The organism is Micromonospora sp. NPDC049048 (assembly GCF_043197615.1).
Classification (GTDB): domain Bacteria; phylum Actinomycetota; class Actinomycetes; order Mycobacteriales; family Micromonosporaceae; genus Micromonospora.
In genome coordinates this window covers 138,748-155,174 of sequence record NZ_JBICTM010000010.1, presented here as the reverse complement: position 1 = coordinate 155,174, position 16,427 = coordinate 138,748, and the positions used below count along the sequence as shown (strand labels likewise).

Annotated in this window: 17 protein-coding genes and 1 riboswitch; of the genes, 7 read left to right on the top strand and 10 right to left on the bottom strand. The window is 73.0% G+C overall.

Going from position 1 to position 16,427, the window contains the following annotated elements:
* Window positions 1-68 precede the first annotated feature (68 nt).
* Both ACGFIG_RS27495 and ACGFIG_RS27490 read left to right on the top strand, forming a co-directional pair.
* A complete protein-coding gene (locus ACGFIG_RS27495) occupies window positions 69-749 on the top strand; it encodes an MFS transporter (RefSeq protein ID WP_393007695.1) in 681 nt (226 codons plus the stop codon).
* A 254-nt stretch (window positions 750-1,003) separates the two neighbouring features.
* Window positions 1,004-1,777, top strand: a complete 774-nt coding sequence (locus ACGFIG_RS27490; RefSeq protein WP_393007966.1) for a sulfite exporter TauE/SafE family protein — start codon at window positions 1,004-1,006, stop codon at window positions 1,775-1,777.
* Between the two features lie 34 nt (window positions 1,778-1,811).
* Here the strand turns inward: ACGFIG_RS27490 and ACGFIG_RS27485 are convergent, their stop codons facing one another.
* Window positions 1,812-2,423, bottom strand: coding sequence for a malonic semialdehyde reductase (locus ACGFIG_RS27485; RefSeq protein WP_393007693.1), 612 nt, complete (start codon window positions 2,421-2,423; stop codon window positions 1,812-1,814).
* 102 nt (window positions 2,424-2,525) lie between these two features.
* Here ACGFIG_RS27485 and ACGFIG_RS27480 point away from each other — a divergent pair, with 102 nt between their 5' ends.
* Together ACGFIG_RS27480 and ACGFIG_RS27475 are read left to right on the top strand one after the other, a co-directional pair.
* Window positions 2,526-2,891, top strand: a complete 366-nt coding sequence (locus tag ACGFIG_RS27480) for a winged helix-turn-helix transcriptional regulator (RefSeq protein WP_393007691.1) — start codon at window positions 2,526-2,528, stop codon at window positions 2,889-2,891.
* A 33-nt stretch (window positions 2,892-2,924) separates the two neighbouring features.
* Window positions 2,925-3,704 (top strand): GNAT family N-acetyltransferase, encoded by a 780-nt coding sequence (locus tag ACGFIG_RS27475; protein WP_393007689.1) that lies wholly within the window; start codon window positions 2,925-2,927, stop codon window positions 3,702-3,704.
* Between the two features lie 73 nt (window positions 3,705-3,777).
* Here the strand turns inward: ACGFIG_RS27475 and def are convergent, their stop codons facing one another.
* The 3 genes from def to ACGFIG_RS27460 all read right to left on the bottom strand — a co-directional run bounded on the left by def (window position 3,778) and on the right by ACGFIG_RS27460 (window position 5,661).
* Window positions 3,778-4,287 carry a peptide deformylase gene (gene def, locus ACGFIG_RS27470; protein ID WP_393007687.1) on the bottom strand — a complete coding sequence of 170 codons (510 nt, stop codon included), beginning with the start codon at window positions 4,285-4,287 and terminating at the stop codon, window positions 3,778-3,780.
* Window positions 4,288-4,297: 10 nt separating this feature from the next.
* Window positions 4,298-5,086, bottom strand: coding sequence for a TetR/AcrR family transcriptional regulator (locus ACGFIG_RS27465; protein WP_393007685.1), 789 nt, complete (start codon window positions 5,084-5,086; stop codon window positions 4,298-4,300).
* Window positions 5,087-5,178: 92 nt separating this feature from the next.
* The gene (locus ACGFIG_RS27460; protein WP_393007683.1) at window positions 5,179-5,661 is read right to left on the bottom strand and encodes a MarR family winged helix-turn-helix transcriptional regulator; all 483 of its coding nucleotides are present in this window, start codon (window positions 5,659-5,661) and stop codon (window positions 5,179-5,181) included.
* Between the two features lie 49 nt (window positions 5,662-5,710).
* Here ACGFIG_RS27460 and pip point away from each other — a divergent pair, with 49 nt between their 5' ends.
* A complete protein-coding gene (gene pip, locus ACGFIG_RS27455) occupies window positions 5,711-6,670 on the top strand; it encodes a prolyl aminopeptidase (protein ID WP_393007681.1) in 960 nt (319 codons plus the stop codon).
* Between the two features lie 29 nt (window positions 6,671-6,699).
* On the opposite strand, the gene ACGFIG_RS27450 is transcribed toward pip, so the two are convergent.
* Window positions 6,700-7,896, bottom strand: coding sequence for a chorismate-binding protein (locus tag ACGFIG_RS27450; protein WP_393007679.1), 1,197 nt, complete (start codon window positions 7,894-7,896; stop codon window positions 6,700-6,702).
* 123 nt (window positions 7,897-8,019) lie between these two features.
* On the opposite strand from ACGFIG_RS27450, the gene ACGFIG_RS27445 reads away from it, so the two are divergent.
* Entirely contained in the window at window positions 8,020-8,220 is a 201-nt protein-coding gene (locus ACGFIG_RS27445) for a DUF5999 family protein (protein ID WP_151456036.1), read from the top strand.
* A gap of 126 nt (window positions 8,221-8,346) precedes the next feature.
* On the opposite strand, the gene gcvP is transcribed toward ACGFIG_RS27445, so the two are convergent.
* Complete coding sequence (gene gcvP / locus ACGFIG_RS27440) at window positions 8,347-11,193, bottom strand: aminomethyl-transferring glycine dehydrogenase (RefSeq protein ID WP_393007677.1); 2,847 nt, start codon at window positions 11,191-11,193, stop codon at window positions 8,347-8,349.
* A 74-nt stretch (window positions 11,194-11,267) separates the two neighbouring features.
* Window positions 11,268-11,366, bottom strand: a riboswitch (glycine riboswitch).
* 69 nt (window positions 11,367-11,435) lie between these two features.
* Window positions 11,436-12,281: an NAD-dependent protein deacetylase gene (locus ACGFIG_RS27435; protein ID WP_393007675.1), complete on the bottom strand. Its 846-nt coding sequence runs from the start codon at window positions 12,279-12,281 to the stop codon at window positions 11,436-11,438.
* A gap of 152 nt (window positions 12,282-12,433) precedes the next feature.
* Between ACGFIG_RS27435 and ACGFIG_RS27430 the strand changes: the two genes are divergently transcribed.
* Complete coding sequence (locus ACGFIG_RS27430) at window positions 12,434-13,093, top strand: NAD(P)H-binding protein (protein WP_393007673.1); 660 nt, start codon at window positions 12,434-12,436, stop codon at window positions 13,091-13,093.
* Between the two features lie 27 nt (window positions 13,094-13,120).
* Here ACGFIG_RS27430 and ACGFIG_RS27425 read toward each other — a convergent pair whose 3' ends face one another.
* The 3 genes from ACGFIG_RS27425 to ACGFIG_RS27415 are packed head-to-tail and all read right to left on the bottom strand — an operon-like array spanning window position 13,121 to window position 16,218.
* Complete coding sequence (locus ACGFIG_RS27425; protein ID WP_393007671.1) at window positions 13,121-13,744, bottom strand: hypothetical protein; 624 nt, start codon at window positions 13,742-13,744, stop codon at window positions 13,121-13,123.
* Window positions 13,741-14,973, bottom strand: a complete 1,233-nt coding sequence (locus ACGFIG_RS27420) for a globin domain-containing protein (protein ID WP_393007669.1) — start codon at window positions 14,971-14,973, stop codon at window positions 13,741-13,743. The genes ACGFIG_RS27425 and ACGFIG_RS27420 overlap by 4 nt, the downstream gene beginning before the upstream one ends.
* Window positions 14,974-14,976: 3 nt before the next feature.
* Window positions 14,977-16,218 carry a nitric oxide synthase oxygenase gene (locus tag ACGFIG_RS27415; RefSeq protein WP_393007667.1) on the bottom strand — a complete coding sequence of 414 codons (1,242 nt, stop codon included), beginning with the start codon at window positions 16,216-16,218 and terminating at the stop codon, window positions 14,977-14,979.
* Window positions 16,219-16,427 lie beyond the last annotated feature (209 nt).

The following is a 16,427-nucleotide window of genomic DNA, read 5'->3' as shown; positions in this document are numbered from 1 at the left end:
GCCGGGTGTTGTGCTGCTGTGCCGGGGCGGAGCGTCGGATTCCGCGCGCCGTGCCTACACTCGCCGGCATGGATGCATCCGGACAGCCCGCGCCGGCCGGTTCGCCGGTGGTTCGCCCGCTCTGGTCGTTTGTCGGCCCTGCGTTCGGCGCGATGGTCGCTGCCGGGATGCTCGCCGCGCCGATCGGGCCGTTGGGTGCCGCGATCAGGAATGACCTTGGACTGTCCACCGCGGCGATGACGGTGACCGTGGTGGTGCCGTACGTGGTGGTGGCGGTTCTGCTCGTGCCCGGGTACCTGCTCGGTCGGCGGTGGCCCACGGCGACCGGGGTGCCGGCGCTGGTGTTCCTGCTGCTGGGGAGCGTGGTGTGCGCGTTCGCGCCGGGGGCGGTGCTGATGGGGGCCGGGCTGGTGGTCGTGGGACTGGGTGCCGGAACCGCGATCGGGGTCGCCGTCGCCCTGTCCGGTCAGCTGGGCCGCCGGCGGTCCGGGGCGCGGCTGGTGCTCGGCCTCGCGCTCGGCACCGCTCTGCTGCTCGCACCGGTCGTGAGCGGTGTGCTGGCGCAGAGGTTGGGTTGGCGGCCGGCGTTTCTGTTCGGTGTGCCGGTGGTCGTGCTCGCGGTGGTCGGCACCGGTGCGACTGGCATCGCGATGTGGGTGGCGCGGGGGTCCCGGTCGGGTCGGCCGGCCGTCTCCGCCCCGGCGACGCCGCTCGCCGAGGGGGCCCGGCCGGGTGGCCCGGCGCGCTGACGCGCGGCAGACCGGCAGGACCTCCGGCTGACACCGGCGGGCCGGCCGCGCATTTCGCTGTGGGCGCGAGGCCGGCTGCGGCCGTGTCGGCACGTCGTTTCGGCGCGGGCCACACCGTCTGCGGTCGTGCCGGCGGCGCGCGGCTCGACCACGACATCGGCATCACCGAGGACGTGCGGGGTCGGTGCTGGTGAGGCTGGCCACAGGGGGCGTCGTCGGGCGGGTGCGGGTGGGAAGAATGGCGGCCCGTGGATGTGGATCCCCTGTCTCTGAGCACTCTGCTCGCCGCGGCCGCGATCGCCGGTTGGATCGACGCGGTGGTGGGTGGTGGTGGGTTGCTGTTGTTGCCGGCGTTGTTGGTGGCGGCGCCGGGGATGCCGGTGGCGTCGGCGTTGGGCACGAACAAGTTGACGGCGATCGCGGGTACGGCGACGGCGGCGGTGACGTACGCGCGGCGTACGAAGATCGATTGGGCGGTGGCGGGGCCGGCGGCGGGGTTGGCGATGTGTTGCGCGGGGGTGGGCGCGGCGTTGGCGGGGGCGGTGCCGGCGTCGGCGTACCGGCCGGTGGTGTTGGTGGTGTTGCTGGCGGTGGCGGCGTTCGTGTTGTTGCGGCCGCGGTTGGGGGTGGTGGCGCAGCCGCACCGGCGTACGCGGGTGCGGGTGGGTGTGGCGGTGGTGGTGGCGGGGGTGGTTATCGCCCTGTATGACGGGTTGGTGGGGCCGGGTACGGGGACGTTTCTGGTGGTGGCGTTCACGGCGTTGGTGGGGGCGGATTTCGTGCACGGCTCGGCGATGGCGAAGGTCGTGAACGTGGGTACGAACCTGGGGGCGTTGGCGGTGTTCGCGGCGACGGGGCACGTGTGGTGGCTGTTGGGGGCGGCGATGGCGGTGTGCAACATCGCCGGGGCGGCGTTGGGGGCGCGGATGGCGTTGCGGCGTGGTTCGGGTTTCGTGCGGGTCGTGTTGTTGGTGGTGGTGGTCGCGTTGGTCGGCAAGTTGGGGTTCGACCAGTGGGTGGCGGCCTGACGGGGGCGCGCCACCCACTGGGTGTGCGGGTCGTTCAGGCGTGCCGGACGACGTCGGTGTAGTCGAGGCGGGGCAGGCGCGGGAACCAGGCGTTCTCGCCGGGGCGGCCGATGTTGACCACGAGCAGGGTCTTCCAGGTGCTGTCGGCGAAGAACTCGCGGTCGATGGCGGCGGCGTCGAAGCCGGCCATGGGGCCGGCGGCGAGGCCGGCGGCGCGTACGGCGAGCAGGTAGTAGCCGATCTGGAGGGTGGCGTTGAAGCGGGCCATGCGCTCGCGGGCGTCGGGGTTGGGGGCGAGGTCGTCGCGCATCTGGGGCCGGACGGGGAACACGTGCGGGATGTGTTCGTGGAAGTCGGTGTCGGCGGCGAGGACGGCGACCATGGGTGCGGTGGCGGTCTTGGCGCGGTTGCCTTCGTTCATGTGGGTGACGAGGCGGGTGCGTCCCTCGCCGGGGCGGACGTAGAGGATGCGCAGGGGTTGGGTGTTGGCGGCGGTGGGCGGGTACTTGGCGAGTTCGTAGATGGCGTGCAGGTGTTCGTCGGTGACGGGTTCGTCGGTGAAGGTGTTGGCGGTGCGGGCGTCGGTGAACAGCAGCGCCTGGGCGTGGGGGTCGAGGTTGATCAGGGGCGTGTGGGTGTCGGTCATCGGGTGTCTCCAGGGTGATCGGCTCACATGACTTCGATAACGGTAGCAGCTAGCTTTTTAGTAGCTCAAAGGTTTCGGCGATCTCCCCCGTATCCTGGGGTCATGACGGTCAGGCCGCAGGTGGGCGCCACGCCCCGCACGTGTGACGGGGGCGTCGCCCGGGCCTTCGCGTTGCTCGGCAAGCGGTGGAACGGCATGCTCCTGAGCACCCTCGCCGACGGGCCGGCCGGGTTCGCGGAGTTGACCCGCGCCCTGCCCGGGATCAGCGAGTCGGTGCTCTCCGACCGGCTGGGCGAGCTCGCCCGCCTCGGGCTGGTCAACCGGACGGTCCGGCAGGGGCCCCCGGTGGGGGTGAGCTACGAGCTCACCGAGCCGGGCGCGGCACTGCTGCCGGTGCTGCACGCGTTGGGCCGGTGGGCGCACGACAACCTCCCCGCCGAGGACGCGGCCCCCGCGTCGGGCTGCTGAGGAGCACGCACACTGGTGTGTGATCATCGGCGGATGCCGGTGCGCGCCGAACACGACCGGGCCGTCCTCGCCGCTCTGCTCGGGCGGGACCCGGTGCTGCACGCGTACCAGTTGGGTGACCTGGACGACTTCTTCTGGCCGTACACCTGCTGGTTTCGTCAGGGCGAGGAGGTGGCGCTGCTCTACCACGGCGCCGAGACGCCCACGTTGCTGGCGTTCGCGGCCCCGTCCCGGGCCGACCGGCTGGCGGCGCTGCTGCGCCAGCTGGCGCCGGTGCTGCCGGCCCGCCTGTGGGCGCACCTCTCCCCCGGCGTGGAGTCGGCCCTGGCCCCGGCGTTCCGGATGGACGCCGCCGGCCCGCACCACCGGATGGCACTGACCGATCCGGCGCGGCTGGCGGCCGTGGACCCGGCCGGCACGGTCCTGGACGCCGGTGACCTGCCGACCCTGCGCCGGCTGTACGACGTGGCGTACCCGGGCAACTGGTTCGACCCGCGGATGCTCGACACCGGCCAGTACGTGGGTCTGCGCCTCGGCGGTGAGCTGGTGGCGGTCGCCGGGGTGCACGTGTTCTCCCCCGCGTACCGGGTGGCGGCGCTGGGCAACGTGACCACCCATCCCGGGTGGCGCGGGCGGGGCCTGGCCGCCGCGGTGGTGGCCACGCTGTGCCGGCGGCTGCGCGAGCACGTCACGCACGTGACGCTCAACGTGAAGGCGGACAACGCGGCGGCGGTGCGGCTCTACGGACGGCTGGGCTTCACCCGGGTGGCCGACTACGGCGAGTACGCGCTGCGCGCCCACGCCGCCGGGTGAGCCGGGGCACGACCCCCGCCGCCGGGTCGGTCGGCGCCGGGGGGGGGGCGTGGGCGAGCGGGGTGCGGGCGGGTCAGGCGCGGCGGCGGGGCGAGTCGAAGCGGCCGGCGCGGATCTCCCGCAGCGCCTTGCGGCGGGTGTCGCCGCGCAGGGTGTCGACGTAGAGGCGCCCGGCGAGGTGGTCGGTCTCGTGTTGCAGGGCCCGGGCGAGGAAGCCGCTGCCCGAGATGCTCAGCGGCTCGCCGTGCTGGTCGAAGCCGTGGGCGGTGGCGTGCAGGGCGCGCGTGGTCGGGAAGTAGAGCCCGGGGATCGACAGGCAGCCCTCGTCGTCGTCCTGGAGTTCCTCCGACAGCTCCAGCGTCGGGTTGACCAGGTGCCCGCGGTGACCGTCGGCGTCGTAGACGAACACCTGCACGTTGACGCCGATCTGGGGGGCGGCGACGCCGGCGCGTCCGGGCGCGCCGAGCAGGGTGTCCATCAGGTCGGTGACCAGGGCGCGCAGTTCGGCGTCGAAGCTGGTGACCGGCTCGCTGGGGGTACGCAGCACGGGGTCACCGATGATCCTGATGGGGCGCATCGTCATGCCGGCAAGGTTATCGGTCGCCCGTGGACCCGGCGGCGTGCGGGCGGGCGGCGACGAGCACCTCGATGCCGTCGAGGATGCGGGCCAGGCCGAACTCGAACGCCCCGTGGGGGTCGGCGGCGGCCTGGTGTTCCTGGCCGGCGGCGGTGCCGACGCGCGCGGCGAGGGGGTAGCGGCGCGGGTCGAGGGCCTTCTCCAGGTAGGGGGCGTGGGCGTGCCACCACTGCTGCTCGGTCATGCCGGTGCGCGCGGCGGCCTGGGCGGTCTCCACGGCGCTGCGTACGGCACCGTGGACGTAGCCGGAGACGAGGGTGACGACGGCGTCCATCTCGAGGTCGGTCAGGCCGATGCCGTCGACGGCGCGCAGTTCGTACTCGTAGCGGGCGATGACGTTGGGGCCCAGCGGGGGGCGGGTGGTGGCGACCTGGAGCAGCCAGGGGTGGCGCAGGTAGAGCGCCCAGGTGTCGCGGGCGATGTGGGTGAGCCGGCCGCGCCAGCCGCCGGGCACGTCGTCGGGGCGGGTGGTCTCGCCGTAGACGGTGTCGAGCATGACGTCGAGCAGTTCGCCCTTGCCGGGCACGTGGGTGTAGAGGGACATGGTGCCCACGCCGAGGCGTTCGGCGACGCGGCGCATGGACAGGGCGGCGAGGCCCTCGGTGTCGGCCACCTCGACGGCGGCGCGCACGATCCGGTCCACGGACAGGTCGGGTCGGCCCTTGCGGCTGGTGCGTTCGCGGGTGCGCCAGAGCAGGGCGAGGCTGCGCGCGGGGTCGCCGGTGCCGCTGTACTCGGTCGTCATGCCGGCACTGTAGCGTGCGCCGTACCGTATGCCGTACGGTCCGCGCGGACCGGGGGCCGGTCGGTGGGTGCGGCGGCTGCGGGGTGTGGCGGTCAGGTCGGCGGTGGCAGGCCCGCGTCGGCGATGCGTTGCCGCAGTGGCCGTCGGCGCACCGCGGCGAGGACCTCCTGGAGCAGGTCGGCCAGGGGGACCGACAGTTCCGCGTCGAGGTCACGAATCGCGGCGGTCGTGGCCGCCCACTCCGCCTCGATCAGCGGCAGCAGCTCGTGGGCCCGCTCGGCCAGGTGCACGATGCGTTGCCGGGCGTCCGCCCCCGCGGTCAGCTCGACCAGGCCGGCGCGGGCCATCTGCGCGACGGTCTGGCTGGCCGCCGAGTGGGTGACCCCGACCCGGCGGGCCAGGTCGCGGATGGGCAGTGGCCCGTCGGCGCGCAGCACCCGCAGCGGCACCGAGAACCGGGGCCGGTAGTCGGCCAGGCCCCGTTCGGCGTAGACGGTGGCCACGTCGCCGTCGAGCACCTCGAGTACGTGCCGCAGCAGGGTGCCCAGGGCCTCACGTTCCGGTACGTCCACCACGCCGCTAATGTAACAGCGCTGTTGTATCGGGGATGAGGAGGACACGACGATGGCGCAGCGCTACCAGGCGGTGGAGCCGTACGCGCAGGGAATGCTCGACGTCGGCGACGGGCAGCGCGTCTACTGGGAGACCTGCGGCAATCCGGACGGCAAGCCGGCCGTGGTGCTGCACGGCGGGCCCGGCTCCGGCTGCACGCCCGGCTGGCGGACCTTCTTCGACCCGGCCCGCTACCGGGTGACCCTGTTCGACCAGCGCGGCTGCGGCCGCAGCACCCCGCACGCCGCCGACCCGGCCGTGGACCTGTCCACCAACACCACCGACCATCTGATCGCCGACATCGAGCTGCTGCGCGAGCACCTCGGCGTGCGGCGGTGGCTGGTGCTCGGCGCGTCGTGGGGCGCCTCCCTCGCCCTGGCGTACGCGCAGCGGCACCCGCGGCGGGTCAGCGAGATGGTGCTGTTCAGCGTCACCGCCGGCACCCGCCGGGAGATCGGGTGGCTCACCCGGGAGATGGGGCGGATCTTCCCCGCCGAGTGGGCGCGCTTCCGTGACGGTGTGCCGCCGGCCGACCGCGACGGCGACCTGGCCGACGCGTACGCCCGGCTGCTGGCCGACCCGGACCCGGCGGTACGCGAGCGGGCCGCGCGGCAGTGGTGCGACTGGGAGGACACCCACGTCGCCACCGCCCCCGGGCACCGGCCCGACCCCCGCTACGACGACCCGGTGTTCCGGATGTTGCAGGCGCGGCTGGTCACCCACTACTGGCGCAACGGGTGTTTCCTGCCGGAGGGGCAACTGCTGCGCGAGGCGGGGCGGCTGGCCGGCATCCCCGGCGTGCTCCTGCACGGCAGGCTCGACATCAGCAGCCCACCGGAGGTGGCGTGGCAGCTGGCGCAGGCCTGGCCCGACGCCCGGCTGGAGCTGCTGGAGGCCGCCGGACACGGCTCCGCCAACGGCATGGCGGAGCGGGTCGTGGCGGCGCTGGACGACTTCGCCGACCGCCGCTGACAGGCTCGCGCGAGCGTTGGCGGTACCGTTCAGCGGCCGCCGAGCGCCGCGCGCACCGGGGCGGCCTTCGCGGCAGCCTCGGCGACCTCGGCGTCGGGGTCGCTGCCCCACGTGATGCCCCCGCCCGCCCAGACGTGCACCCGCTCGGCGTCCACGGCGGCGGTGCGGATGGTCAGGCCCAGGTCGAGGCGTCCCGGGGCGACCCAGCCGAGGGCGCCCATGCTGGCGCCGCGACCGACCGGCTCCAGCGCGGCGACGTGCTCCAGGGCGGCGAGCTTCGGGGCGCCGGTGACCGAGCCGCCGGGGCAGACCGCACGCAGCAGGTCCGCCAGGCCGAGCCCGTCGGCGACCGCCGCCGACACCGTCGACTCCGCCTGCCACAGGTCGCACCAGCGGCGTACGGCGAACAGTTCGTCGACGCGCACGCTGCCGGTGCGCGCGACGCGGGCCAGGTCGTTGCGTTCCAGGTCGACGATCATCACGTGCTCGGCGCGTTCCTTGGCCGAGGCGAGCAGTTCGGCGCGTCCGGCGGTGGTGGCGGGCCGGGTGCCCTTGATGGGCCTGGTGATCAGCCGGCCGTCGGTCAGCTCCACGAGGGTCTCGGGGCTGGCGCAGCCGATCGCCCAGCCCGCCCCGGTGAGGGTGCCGCCGTAGCTGGCGCCGGGCAGCGCGGCCAGCCGGCTCAGGGCCGGCAGGGGGTCGCCGGTGTAGCGGGCGGCGGCGTGCCCGACGAGGTTGACCTGGTAGACGTCGCCGCGGCCGATGGCCGCGCGCACGGCGCGCACGGCCTCGGCGTGCTGGCGTGGCGACCAGCTCTCCACGAAGGTGCCGCGCCACCACCGCGCCGCGGGTGGCGTGGCAGGGGGCGGCGCGGTCGGGCCGTGGCCGTAGACGACCACGGCGAGCTCCGGCAGCGTGGCCACGGGGTTGGGCGCGCCGCTCGGCCCGCCGGTCAGGGCGGCGCCGGCGGCGGCGGAGACGTAGAGGGCGGCCCCGCACACTCCGGCCGGGTCGTGGCGGGGGGCGGGGCGGGCCAGGTCGTGCAGCGGCAGGCCGTGCGCGGCGAGGAACTGCTCGGCCTGCGCCGCCGGGTCCCCGCCGTCGGCGGGCCGCCACTGCCAGCGGGCCCGCTCGACGAGCGTACGGCGGCAGGCGGCCGGCGCGCCCGGCACGTCGACCCCTACCCGTGGGAGCGTTTCCACGCCGTCCGGCCCATGAGCCCTCATCCGTTCAGTGGATTTCGGTGAAACGACGCGCATACCTGCTCGATGCGGGCCGCTTTCGCTTGGTACTGTGCGTCACTGGTCATGTGAACCATGACACAGTGCCCCCACAGTCCGGAGATCCCGATGTGCCAGCACCAACCCACCTGCCCCTCCGCCGAAGCGACCGACCGGGACGCCGCCCGGGTCCTCGCCTGCTTCCCTGAGCAGGGCTGGAGCCTGCTCTGCAACGGTGTCATCGTCTTCGAGGACACCGGCGAACTCCTCCCCGACGGCAGCAGCATCGCCCCCCACCGCGGCCCGGCCCGACACGCCCTCGTCGCCTGACTCCGTCACCCTGCGTCACGCATCTCAGACGCGCCGATCCAGGCTAGTCCCCCGGTCGGGACACCCCCCGCCCAGGTCGGCACACCCGCCGGGGCGGCACCACGCCCGCCCCGGCGTCACGCGACGTCAGCTCTCGAACGCCTCCGGCGCCGGGCAGGAACACACCAGGTTCCGGTCGCCGTACGCGCCGTCGATGCGCCGCACCGGCGGCCAGTACTTCCCGGCCCGCTGCACCCCGCCCGGGTACGCGCCCACCGACCGCGGGTACGGATGCGGCCACTCGTCCCCGGACACCATCGCCGCGGTGTGCGGCGCGTTCGCAAGAGGGTTGCCGCCGGCCGGCCACTCCCCCGCACCCACCCTGTCGATCTCCCCACGGATGGCGATCATCGCGTCGCAGAACCGGTCCAGCTCCGCCAGATCCTCACTCTCAGTGGGCTCCACCATCAGCGTCCCCGCCACCGGGAACGACATCGTCGGCGCGTGGAACCCGTAGTCGATCAGCCGCTTCGCCACGTCGTCCACGCTCACGCCCGTCGCCTTCGTCAGCGGCCGCAGGTCCAGGATGCACTCGTGCGCCACCAGGCCCTTGTTGCCCGCGTACAGCACCGGGAAGTGCCCGCGCAGCCGCGCCGCCACGTAGTTCGCCGCCAGCACCGCCACCCCGGTGGCCCGCACCAGCCCCGCCGCGCCCATCATCCGCAGATACGCCCACGGGATCGGCAGGATCCCCGCCGACCCGTGCCGGGCCGCCGAGATCGCCGGCCGGCCGTCGACGCGCACACCCAGCGGATCACCCGGCAGGAACGGCGCCAGGTGCGCCCGCACCCCCACCGGACCCACCCCCGGCCCACCACCGCCGTGCGGAATGCAGAACGTCTTGTGCAGGTTCAGGTGCGACACGTCCGCCCCGAACCTGCCGGGCCGGGCGAACCCGACCAGCGCGTTGAGGTTCGCCCCGTCGACGTACACCTGCCCGCCGGCGTCGTGGACCTTCGCGCACAGCGACGCGATGCCCGTCTCGTACACCCCGTGCGTCGACGGGTACGTCACCATGATCGCCGCGAGGGCGTCCCGATGCTTGTCGATCTTCGCGTCGAGGTCCACCAGGTCGATGTTGCCCCCGTCGTCGCAGCCCACCACCACGACCCGCATGCCGGCCATCACCGCGCTCGCCGCGTTGGTGCCGTGCGCCGACGACGGGATCAGACACACGTCCCGGTGCCCCTCACCCCGGTCCCGGTGGTAGGCGCGGATCGCCAGCAGACCCGCCAACTCACCCTGCGACCCGGCGTTGGGCTGCACGCTCACCGCGTCGTAGCCCGTCACCTCCGCCAGCCACCCCTCCAACTGGGAGATCATCTCCCGGTAGCCGGACGTCTGCGCGTCCGGCGCCAACGGGTGGATGTGGGCGAACTCCGGCCAACTCACCGGCTCCATCTCGGTGGTGGCGTTGAGCTTCATCGTGCACGACCCGAGCGGGATCATCCCCCGGTCCAGGGCGTAGTCGAAGTCCGACAACCGCCGCAGGTAACGCAGCATCGCCGTCTCGGAATGGTGGCTGCGGAACACCGTGTGGGTGAGGAAGTCCGACGTACGGGCCAACGCCGCCGGCAACGCCTGCCCGACCGGCCCGTCCACCACCGGCACCGCCCGACCGCCCCGCGTCGCCCCGAACGCCGCACACACCGTACGCAGGTGCGCCACCGTGGTCGTCTCGTCGCACGACACCCCCACGTGGTCGGCGTCGACCAGCCGCACGTTCACACCTCGGGCCGCGGCGTCGGCGACGACCGCCTCCGCGTCGCCGGGCACCCGCACCAGCACCGTGTCGAAGAACGCCTCGTGCACCACCTCGACGCCGTCGAGGTGGTGCAGCGTCGCCGCCAACCGCACCGCCATGTCATGCGTACGCCGGGCGATCCCCCGCAGCCCGTCCGGACCGTGGTAGACGGCGTACATGCCGGCCATCACCGCCAGCAGCACCTGCGCCGTGCAGATGTTGCTCGTCGCCTTCTCCCGCCGGATGTGCTGCTCCCGGGTCTGCAACGCCAGCCGGTACGCCGGATTGCCGTCCGCGTCACGCGACACCCCCACCAGCCGGCCCGGCAGCATCCGCTCCAACCCCGCCCGCACCGCCAGATAGCCGGCGTGCGGCCCACCGAAACCCATCGGCACCCCGAACCGCTGCGTGGTGCCGGCGACGATGTCGGCGCCGATCTCCCCCGGCGCGCGCAGCAGCGTCAGCGCCAGCAGGTCCGCCGCCACGGTCACCAACGCCCCGACCTCGTGGGCGGCCCCGACGAGCCGGGCGTCATCGCGCACCGCCCCCGACGCCCCCGGGTACTGCAGGTGCAGGCCGAAGAACTCCGCCGGCAACTCGTCGCGCCCCGTGTCGACGACCCGCACGTCGATGCCGAGCGGCTCGGCCCGACTGGTGATCACCGCGATGGTCTGCGGCAGCGTGTCGGCGTCGACCACGTACACCGCGCTCCTGCTCTTCGACGCCCGCCGCGCCAGCGTCATCGCCTCGGCCGCGGCCGTGGCCTCGTCGAGCATCGACGCGTTCGCCGTCGCCAACCCGGTCAGATCGCAGACCATGGTCTGGAAGTTCAGCAACGCCTCCAGCCGCCCCTGACTGATCTCCGGCTGATACGGCGTGTACGCCGTGTACCAGGCCGGGGACTCCAGCACGTTACGGCGGATCACCGCCGGGGTGTGCGTGCCGTGGTACCCCAACCCGATCATCGACACCGCCACCGTGTTGCGGGCCGCCAACGCCCGCAGCTCGGCCAGCGCGTCGTGCTCGCTGGCCGGCTCCGGCAGATCCAGCGTCCCGTGCCAACGGATCACCTCGGGAATCGCCGCGTCCATCAGCTCCTCGACCGAGCCGTAGCCGACGGCCTCCAACATCCGGCGCTCGTCGTCCGGGTCCGGGCCGATGTGGCGGTCGGCGAACTGCTCTACGGTCATGGGCGGCGCTCCCGGGGGGCGAGGTCGACAGGTCGGCCTCCCCCTCTGTCGCGCCCGCGAGGCGCTCCACAGTGCCTGCCCACGAGGTCCTTTTGCCTGAGAGGTTCCGGGGAGGATTTGCCCCTTCGGCGCCGCCCGCAATGCCGTCGGGCGGTCTCTCCCACGTGGGTGCTACCGGCATGGTCAACGCTACCAGCGCCCCCCGACCCACACCCCGACAGGCCGCCACCGACCCACGCCCGTCAACCCACCGGCAACACCCCGCCGGCCACCCGCTGCGCCACCGCCGGCAACAGCCGACCCAACGGCGCGTCGACGGTCAACGCCGCGTACCCGTCACCCCGCGTCGGCCCCTGGTTGACGATCACCACCGGAACACCCAGCTTCGCCGCCCGCACCACGAACCGGCGACCCGACATCACCGTCAACGACGACCCCAGCACCAACAACAACCGCGCCCGCGCCACCAGGTCGAAACAGCGGGCCACCCGCGCCGCCGGCACCGTCTCACCGAAGAACACCACATCCGGCTTCAACACACCGACCCGACAGAACGCGCAGTCGACCGTACGGAACGCGGCCACCTCGTCGTCGGCGAGATCCACGTCACCGTCCGGATTCACCGCCGCGACCCGCGCCCCGAAACCCGGATTCGCCTCCCGCAGCCGCCGGTCCAACTCCTCCCGCGACGTCCGGTTGCCGCAGCCCAGACACACCACCTCGTCGAGGCGGCCGTGCAACTCCACCACCCCCGAACTACCCGCGGCGGTGTGCAATCCGTCCACGTTCTGCGTGATGATCCCCTCGACCAACCCGGCACGTTCCAGACGCGCCACCGCCCGATGCCCCTCGTTCGGGGCCGCCCGCGCGATCACCCGCCACCCCAGATGACTACGCGCCCAGTAGCGCCGCCGCGCCGCGACGTCACCCGTGAACACCTGATACGTCATCGGGGTGTGCCGCCGCGCCGTACCGCTGGGCCCCCGGTAGTCCGGGATGCCCGACTCGGTGGACAGGCCCGCCCCACTCAACACCACGACACCACCACCGGCCACCAGGGCCGCCAGCGCGTCGACCGTCTCCGTCACCCGTCCATGCTGCCTCAGACTCCGGCCACCGGCGAACGGCGTCCGCGGGTGCCGGGCGGGTGTGGCGGTGACTGGTGCGCCGGGACGGTGGCGGCCGGCGCGGCCCACGCCGTCCGCAGGCGCCGCAGCCGGACGGCGGCTAGGTTGACGGTATGCGCGTCGTCATCGCCGGAGGACACGGCAAGATCGCCCAACTGGCCCACCGCGAACTCGCCGGCCGCGGCGACACCGCCGTCGGCCTGATCCGCAACCCCGACCACGCCGCCGCACTCCGCGCCGCCGGCGCCCACCCCGTCGTCGCCGACCTCGAACACACCGGCGTCGACGAACTCGCCGAACACCTGCACGACGCCGACGCCGTCTGCTTCGCCGCCGGCGCCGGCCCCGGCAGCGGCGCCGCCCGCAAGGACACCGTCGACCGCGCCGGCGCTGTCCTGCTCGCCGACGCCGCGCAACGCGCCAACGTCCGCCGCTACCTGCTGCTGTCCGCCATGGGCGTCGAACACGAACCACCCGCCGGCACCGACGAGGTGTTCACCGCGTACCTACGGGCGAAGAAGGCCGCCGAGGACGACCTCACCGGCCGCGACCTCGACTGGACGATCCTGCGTCCCGGCCGCCTCACCGACGACCCACCCACCGGACGGATCACCCTCGCCCGGCACGTACCCGCAGGCGCCGTCACCCGCACCGACGTCGCCCGGCTGCTGGTCGCACTGCTCTACCACCCGCACAGCGCCGGCACGATCCTCGAAGTCGTCGGCGGCGACACCCCCATCGCCGACGCCGTCGCCGCCGTCGACCGGCACTGACCCCGCCGCCGACGGGACCGGACGCCGCTACTCGCCGAGCACGGCCCGCAGTTGCGCGCTGACCTCCCCGGCAGCAGCCGCGTCGGTGCGCAACTGCTCCGACTGCTGCGACAGGTGCGCCTGCCACCGGCTCAGGTGCTGCTGCGCCGCCGCCAACGCCGCCGCCAACGCCGCCTGCCGGCCCTCCAACTCCCGCACCCGCCGCGGCAACCCCTCGTCCCCCGCCAGGCCGGCAACATCCCCGGCCACCACGTGCGCCTCCGCGATGATCTCCTGGGCCTGACGCCGCGCGTCGGCGATGATCTCCGCGCCCTCCGCGCTGGCCTCACTGATCGTCCGGTTCGCCTCGTCCTGCGCCCGCACCGCCAACTCGATCACCATCGGGTCCGGGCCCTGCGGGGCGGTGCTCGGCAACGCGCCGTGGCGCAACATCTCCACCTGCCGCGCCAGGGCCTCGTTCTCCCGCCGCAGCCGGTTCACCTCACCACCCAGCAACGCCACCCGCTCGTCCGCCGACCGGGCCAAGCCGGCGACCTCGTCGGCCGACAGCCACCGGCCGCCCCGAAACCGGCGCGCCTCCAACGCGGCCACCGACCGGGTCAGCTCACCGTGCGGATCGGCGACCACCCGGTCACCGTGATCGATGCTCATCGCGCACCTGTCCAACTCAAGTCGCGCGGTGCGGCGGGAGCCGCGCTCGCCAGTGGTGGGTAGAGGGAGTGATCGTAACTTTCGGTCAGGATCCGCTCCGGCGTCACCCCCGACGAGACCAGGGCGCTGACCGTCTCCCGGGTCATCTCCGGACTGCCGCACACGAGCACGTCGGTGTCCCGCCACGGACCCAACCGCGCCGCGGTGTGAGCGGCCGTACCGATCGCACCCTGCCACTGCCAGCCGCTCTCCACCGTCGGCACGTAACGGAGCCAGCCACCGACCTCACCGGAGCGCCACGACCCCGCCGGCGGCATCGCCGCCAATTCCCGCAACACCCGGTCGTCATACAGGTCGTCGGGCGTCTTGCCGCCCACCACCAGAGTCGTCGGACGCCCCGGTCCCCGCTGCAACGCCTCCACCACCGCCCGCAACGGCGCCAGCCCGGTGCCCCCGGCCACCAGCAGCAGCGGCAGGTGCGGTGACCGGTCGTACGACGACAACGCCTCACCCACCGGCAACCCCAACAACAATCGGTCGCCCTCGCGCACCTTGCGCACCAGATGGGTGGAGAACCGTCCCGTGGCGCGGACGTGGAACTCGATCGTCCCGTCCGGTCGTGGCGCGTTCGCCGGCGACAGATAGCGCCACGTCCGCAACTGCGGCACCTGCACCGGCAACGACTGCCCCGGCAGGTACTCGCACAGATAGTTCGGGCGGACCGTGAACACACACACGTCGGACCGCCGCCGCTGCACCCTCACCACCTCCGCCTCCCAGTACGGCGGCGACGACCGCACCGCCTCCGCGGCCCCGGCCAGCATCAACCGCGACACCAACTCGTACGCCGCGGCCCACTCCGTACGCAGCTCCGGCGTCCACCGCGGCCCCAGGAACCGCTCCAACGTCAACAGCAGCGCCTGCCCGACCTGGCTGTAGTGCCACTCCGCCATCGGCACCGGCCGACCCTGCCGGTCCTGCCCCTGGAACCGGCGGTGGTCGGCCCCCAACCGCTGCGCGAACGACATCACCACCGCCTCGTCGTCGATGTGGGTGATGACATGCCCCAACGCCGCGAGCAACTTGTCCTGCTGGTACTCCATGTTGGTGGGGAACATCGTGCGGACCTCGGGCGCGATCACGAACAACGTCGCGTAGAAGTGCTTCGCCGCCTCCGGACCGGCCACGCAGAGCTGGGCCCAACTCTGACGTAACGCCGCGATATCCATGCCTCAGCCCTCCTGCCGACGAGCGACGTCATGACGCTGCCGCAGGGTCGGCTGCGACACACCCGCCGCCCCGTACGCACGCTCCGCCTGCCACAGGTTCGGGTTCGGGATCCTCTCGTCGTAGTAGCGGTGGTGCACGGCATGCAACGCCGCCCACCCCACACTGCCGTTGAGCCACGACCAGTCACCATGCACCGGCCGACCCGCCCGCTCCTCGAACTCACAGAACCTCATGAACTGCTCCGACTCGGTGTGCGGATCCGACACCCGCACACCGGCCAGCCGGAACGAGTGCAACACCGCCTGGTTGATCACCAACACGGCGTGCTCGCGCCACAGATTGTCCGTGCGGGAGGTGTCCAACCCCAGCCCGCGGGCCACCGGCAGCAACTGGTCGTAGCGGTCCCGGTCACCCATGTTGCGGGTACCGATCTCATCACTCAGATAGTGACCGTTGAAGGGAGCGCAGCTGTAGTCCACCCCACCGATCCGCAAGCGCATGTTGCTGATCACCGGCAGAGCATGCCAGCGCAGCCGCAGATCCTCGAACCACGGATACTCCGGATGCACCAGGGCGACCTCCCGAACGAGGTCCCGGGACACCTCCACCACCGTCGGATCCTCGTACGCCGTCTCGATCACCCATGGCAACAGGTCGAACCGACCCGGTACCGCCGGCGGACGCCACCCCAGGCGCCGCACCGCATCGGTCATCGCCACCTGCGCCGGATCACCCCGCACCGACCCGTCGTCCGTCCGATGCCCGCAGTACCGGATCAACTGGTCGTTCCAGATCCGCGCCCGCGGCCCCACCCCTGGCCGGTCGGGCGCGAACACCGTCATCACCGACTGGATCCGCCCACCGTTGTCCGCCACCGCCAGGTGCCGCGCCAACTCCTGCGAGATGCCCGCCACCGTCGTCACCTCACGCCGGTCCCGGACCTTCAACCCCGCCCACCGGACCCGCCCCACGCAACGCACCGACTGCCGCCAGGCCACCTTGGCCCCGTACGCCAACTCCTCCGTGGTGTGCCGGTACGTGCCGGTCAGCGCGATCTCCTCCCGGACCTGCGCGATCCGCCCGATCAGCCCCGGCAGCCGTCGCTCCGCGTGGTAAAGCTGCAAGAACTCGACGGCCTCCGCCGCGACGTCCTCCACCAGGGGTTCCTGCGGCCAGGAGGCGTGAGCCACCGGACAGCCCGACGCGCCGCCGTCCGCGACACGCTCCCTGGCATCCAAGACCATTGCGTCGACGTGATAGTCAGTCTGCACTCTCGTTCAAATCCGATCGTCGGGCAGGCGTCGCCATCGCCTTCTACGTCGTCCGTACAGGTTCGCCGAACCGCTCCGGCACATCACCGGGAGTGATATGCACGTAGAAGATCGTGAACGCCGCACAACAGGATTCACGGTGACGCAATGACTGTCAACAAGGCGACTCGTGCCCAAGGCGT

What these genes read in the sequence shown, in the direction of transcription:
- ACGFIG_RS27465 (WP_393007685.1), bottom strand. Translation starts at nt 5,086, where the DNA reads ATGACGACCGAGTACAGCGGCACCGGCGACCCCGCGCGCAGCCTCGCC.
- ACGFIG_RS27430 (WP_393007673.1), top strand. Translation starts at nt 12,434, where the DNA reads ATGCGCGTCGTCATCGCCGGAGGACACGGCAAGATCGCCCAACTGGCC.
- ACGFIG_RS27495 (WP_393007695.1), top strand. Translation starts at nt 69, where the DNA reads ATGGATGCATCCGGACAGCCCGCGCCGGCCGGTTCGCCGGTGGTTCGC.
- ACGFIG_RS27445 (WP_151456036.1), top strand. Translation starts at nt 8,020, where the DNA reads ATGTGCCAGCACCAACCCACCTGCCCCTCCGCCGAAGCGACCGACCGG.
- ACGFIG_RS27480 (WP_393007691.1), top strand. Translation starts at nt 2,526, where the DNA reads ATGACGGTCAGGCCGCAGGTGGGCGCCACGCCCCGCACGTGTGACGGG.
- ACGFIG_RS27415 (WP_393007667.1), bottom strand. Translation starts at nt 16,218, where the DNA reads ATGGTCTTGGATGCCAGGGAGCGTGTCGCGGACGGCGGCGCGTCGGGC.
- def (WP_393007687.1), bottom strand. Translation starts at nt 4,287, where the DNA reads ATGACGATGCGCCCCATCAGGATCATCGGTGACCCCGTGCTGCGTACC.
- ACGFIG_RS27475 (WP_393007689.1), top strand. Translation starts at nt 2,925, where the DNA reads ATGCCGGTGCGCGCCGAACACGACCGGGCCGTCCTCGCCGCTCTGCTC.
- ACGFIG_RS27420 (WP_393007669.1), bottom strand. Translation starts at nt 14,973, where the DNA reads ATGGATATCGCGGCGTTACGTCAGAGTTGGGCCCAGCTCTGCGTGGCC.
- gcvP (WP_393007677.1), bottom strand. Translation starts at nt 11,193, where the DNA reads ATGACCGTAGAGCAGTTCGCCGACCGCCACATCGGCCCGGACCCGGAC.
- ACGFIG_RS27485 (WP_393007693.1), bottom strand. Translation starts at nt 2,423, where the DNA reads ATGACCGACACCCACACGCCCCTGATCAACCTCGACCCCCACGCCCAG.
- pip (WP_393007681.1), top strand. Translation starts at nt 5,711, where the DNA reads ATGGCGCAGCGCTACCAGGCGGTGGAGCCGTACGCGCAGGGAATGCTC.
- ACGFIG_RS27425 (WP_393007671.1), bottom strand. Translation starts at nt 13,744, where the DNA reads ATGAGCATCGATCACGGTGACCGGGTGGTCGCCGATCCGCACGGTGAG.
- ACGFIG_RS27450 (WP_393007679.1), bottom strand. Translation starts at nt 7,896, where the DNA reads ATGAGGGCTCATGGGCCGGACGGCGTGGAAACGCTCCCACGGGTAGGG.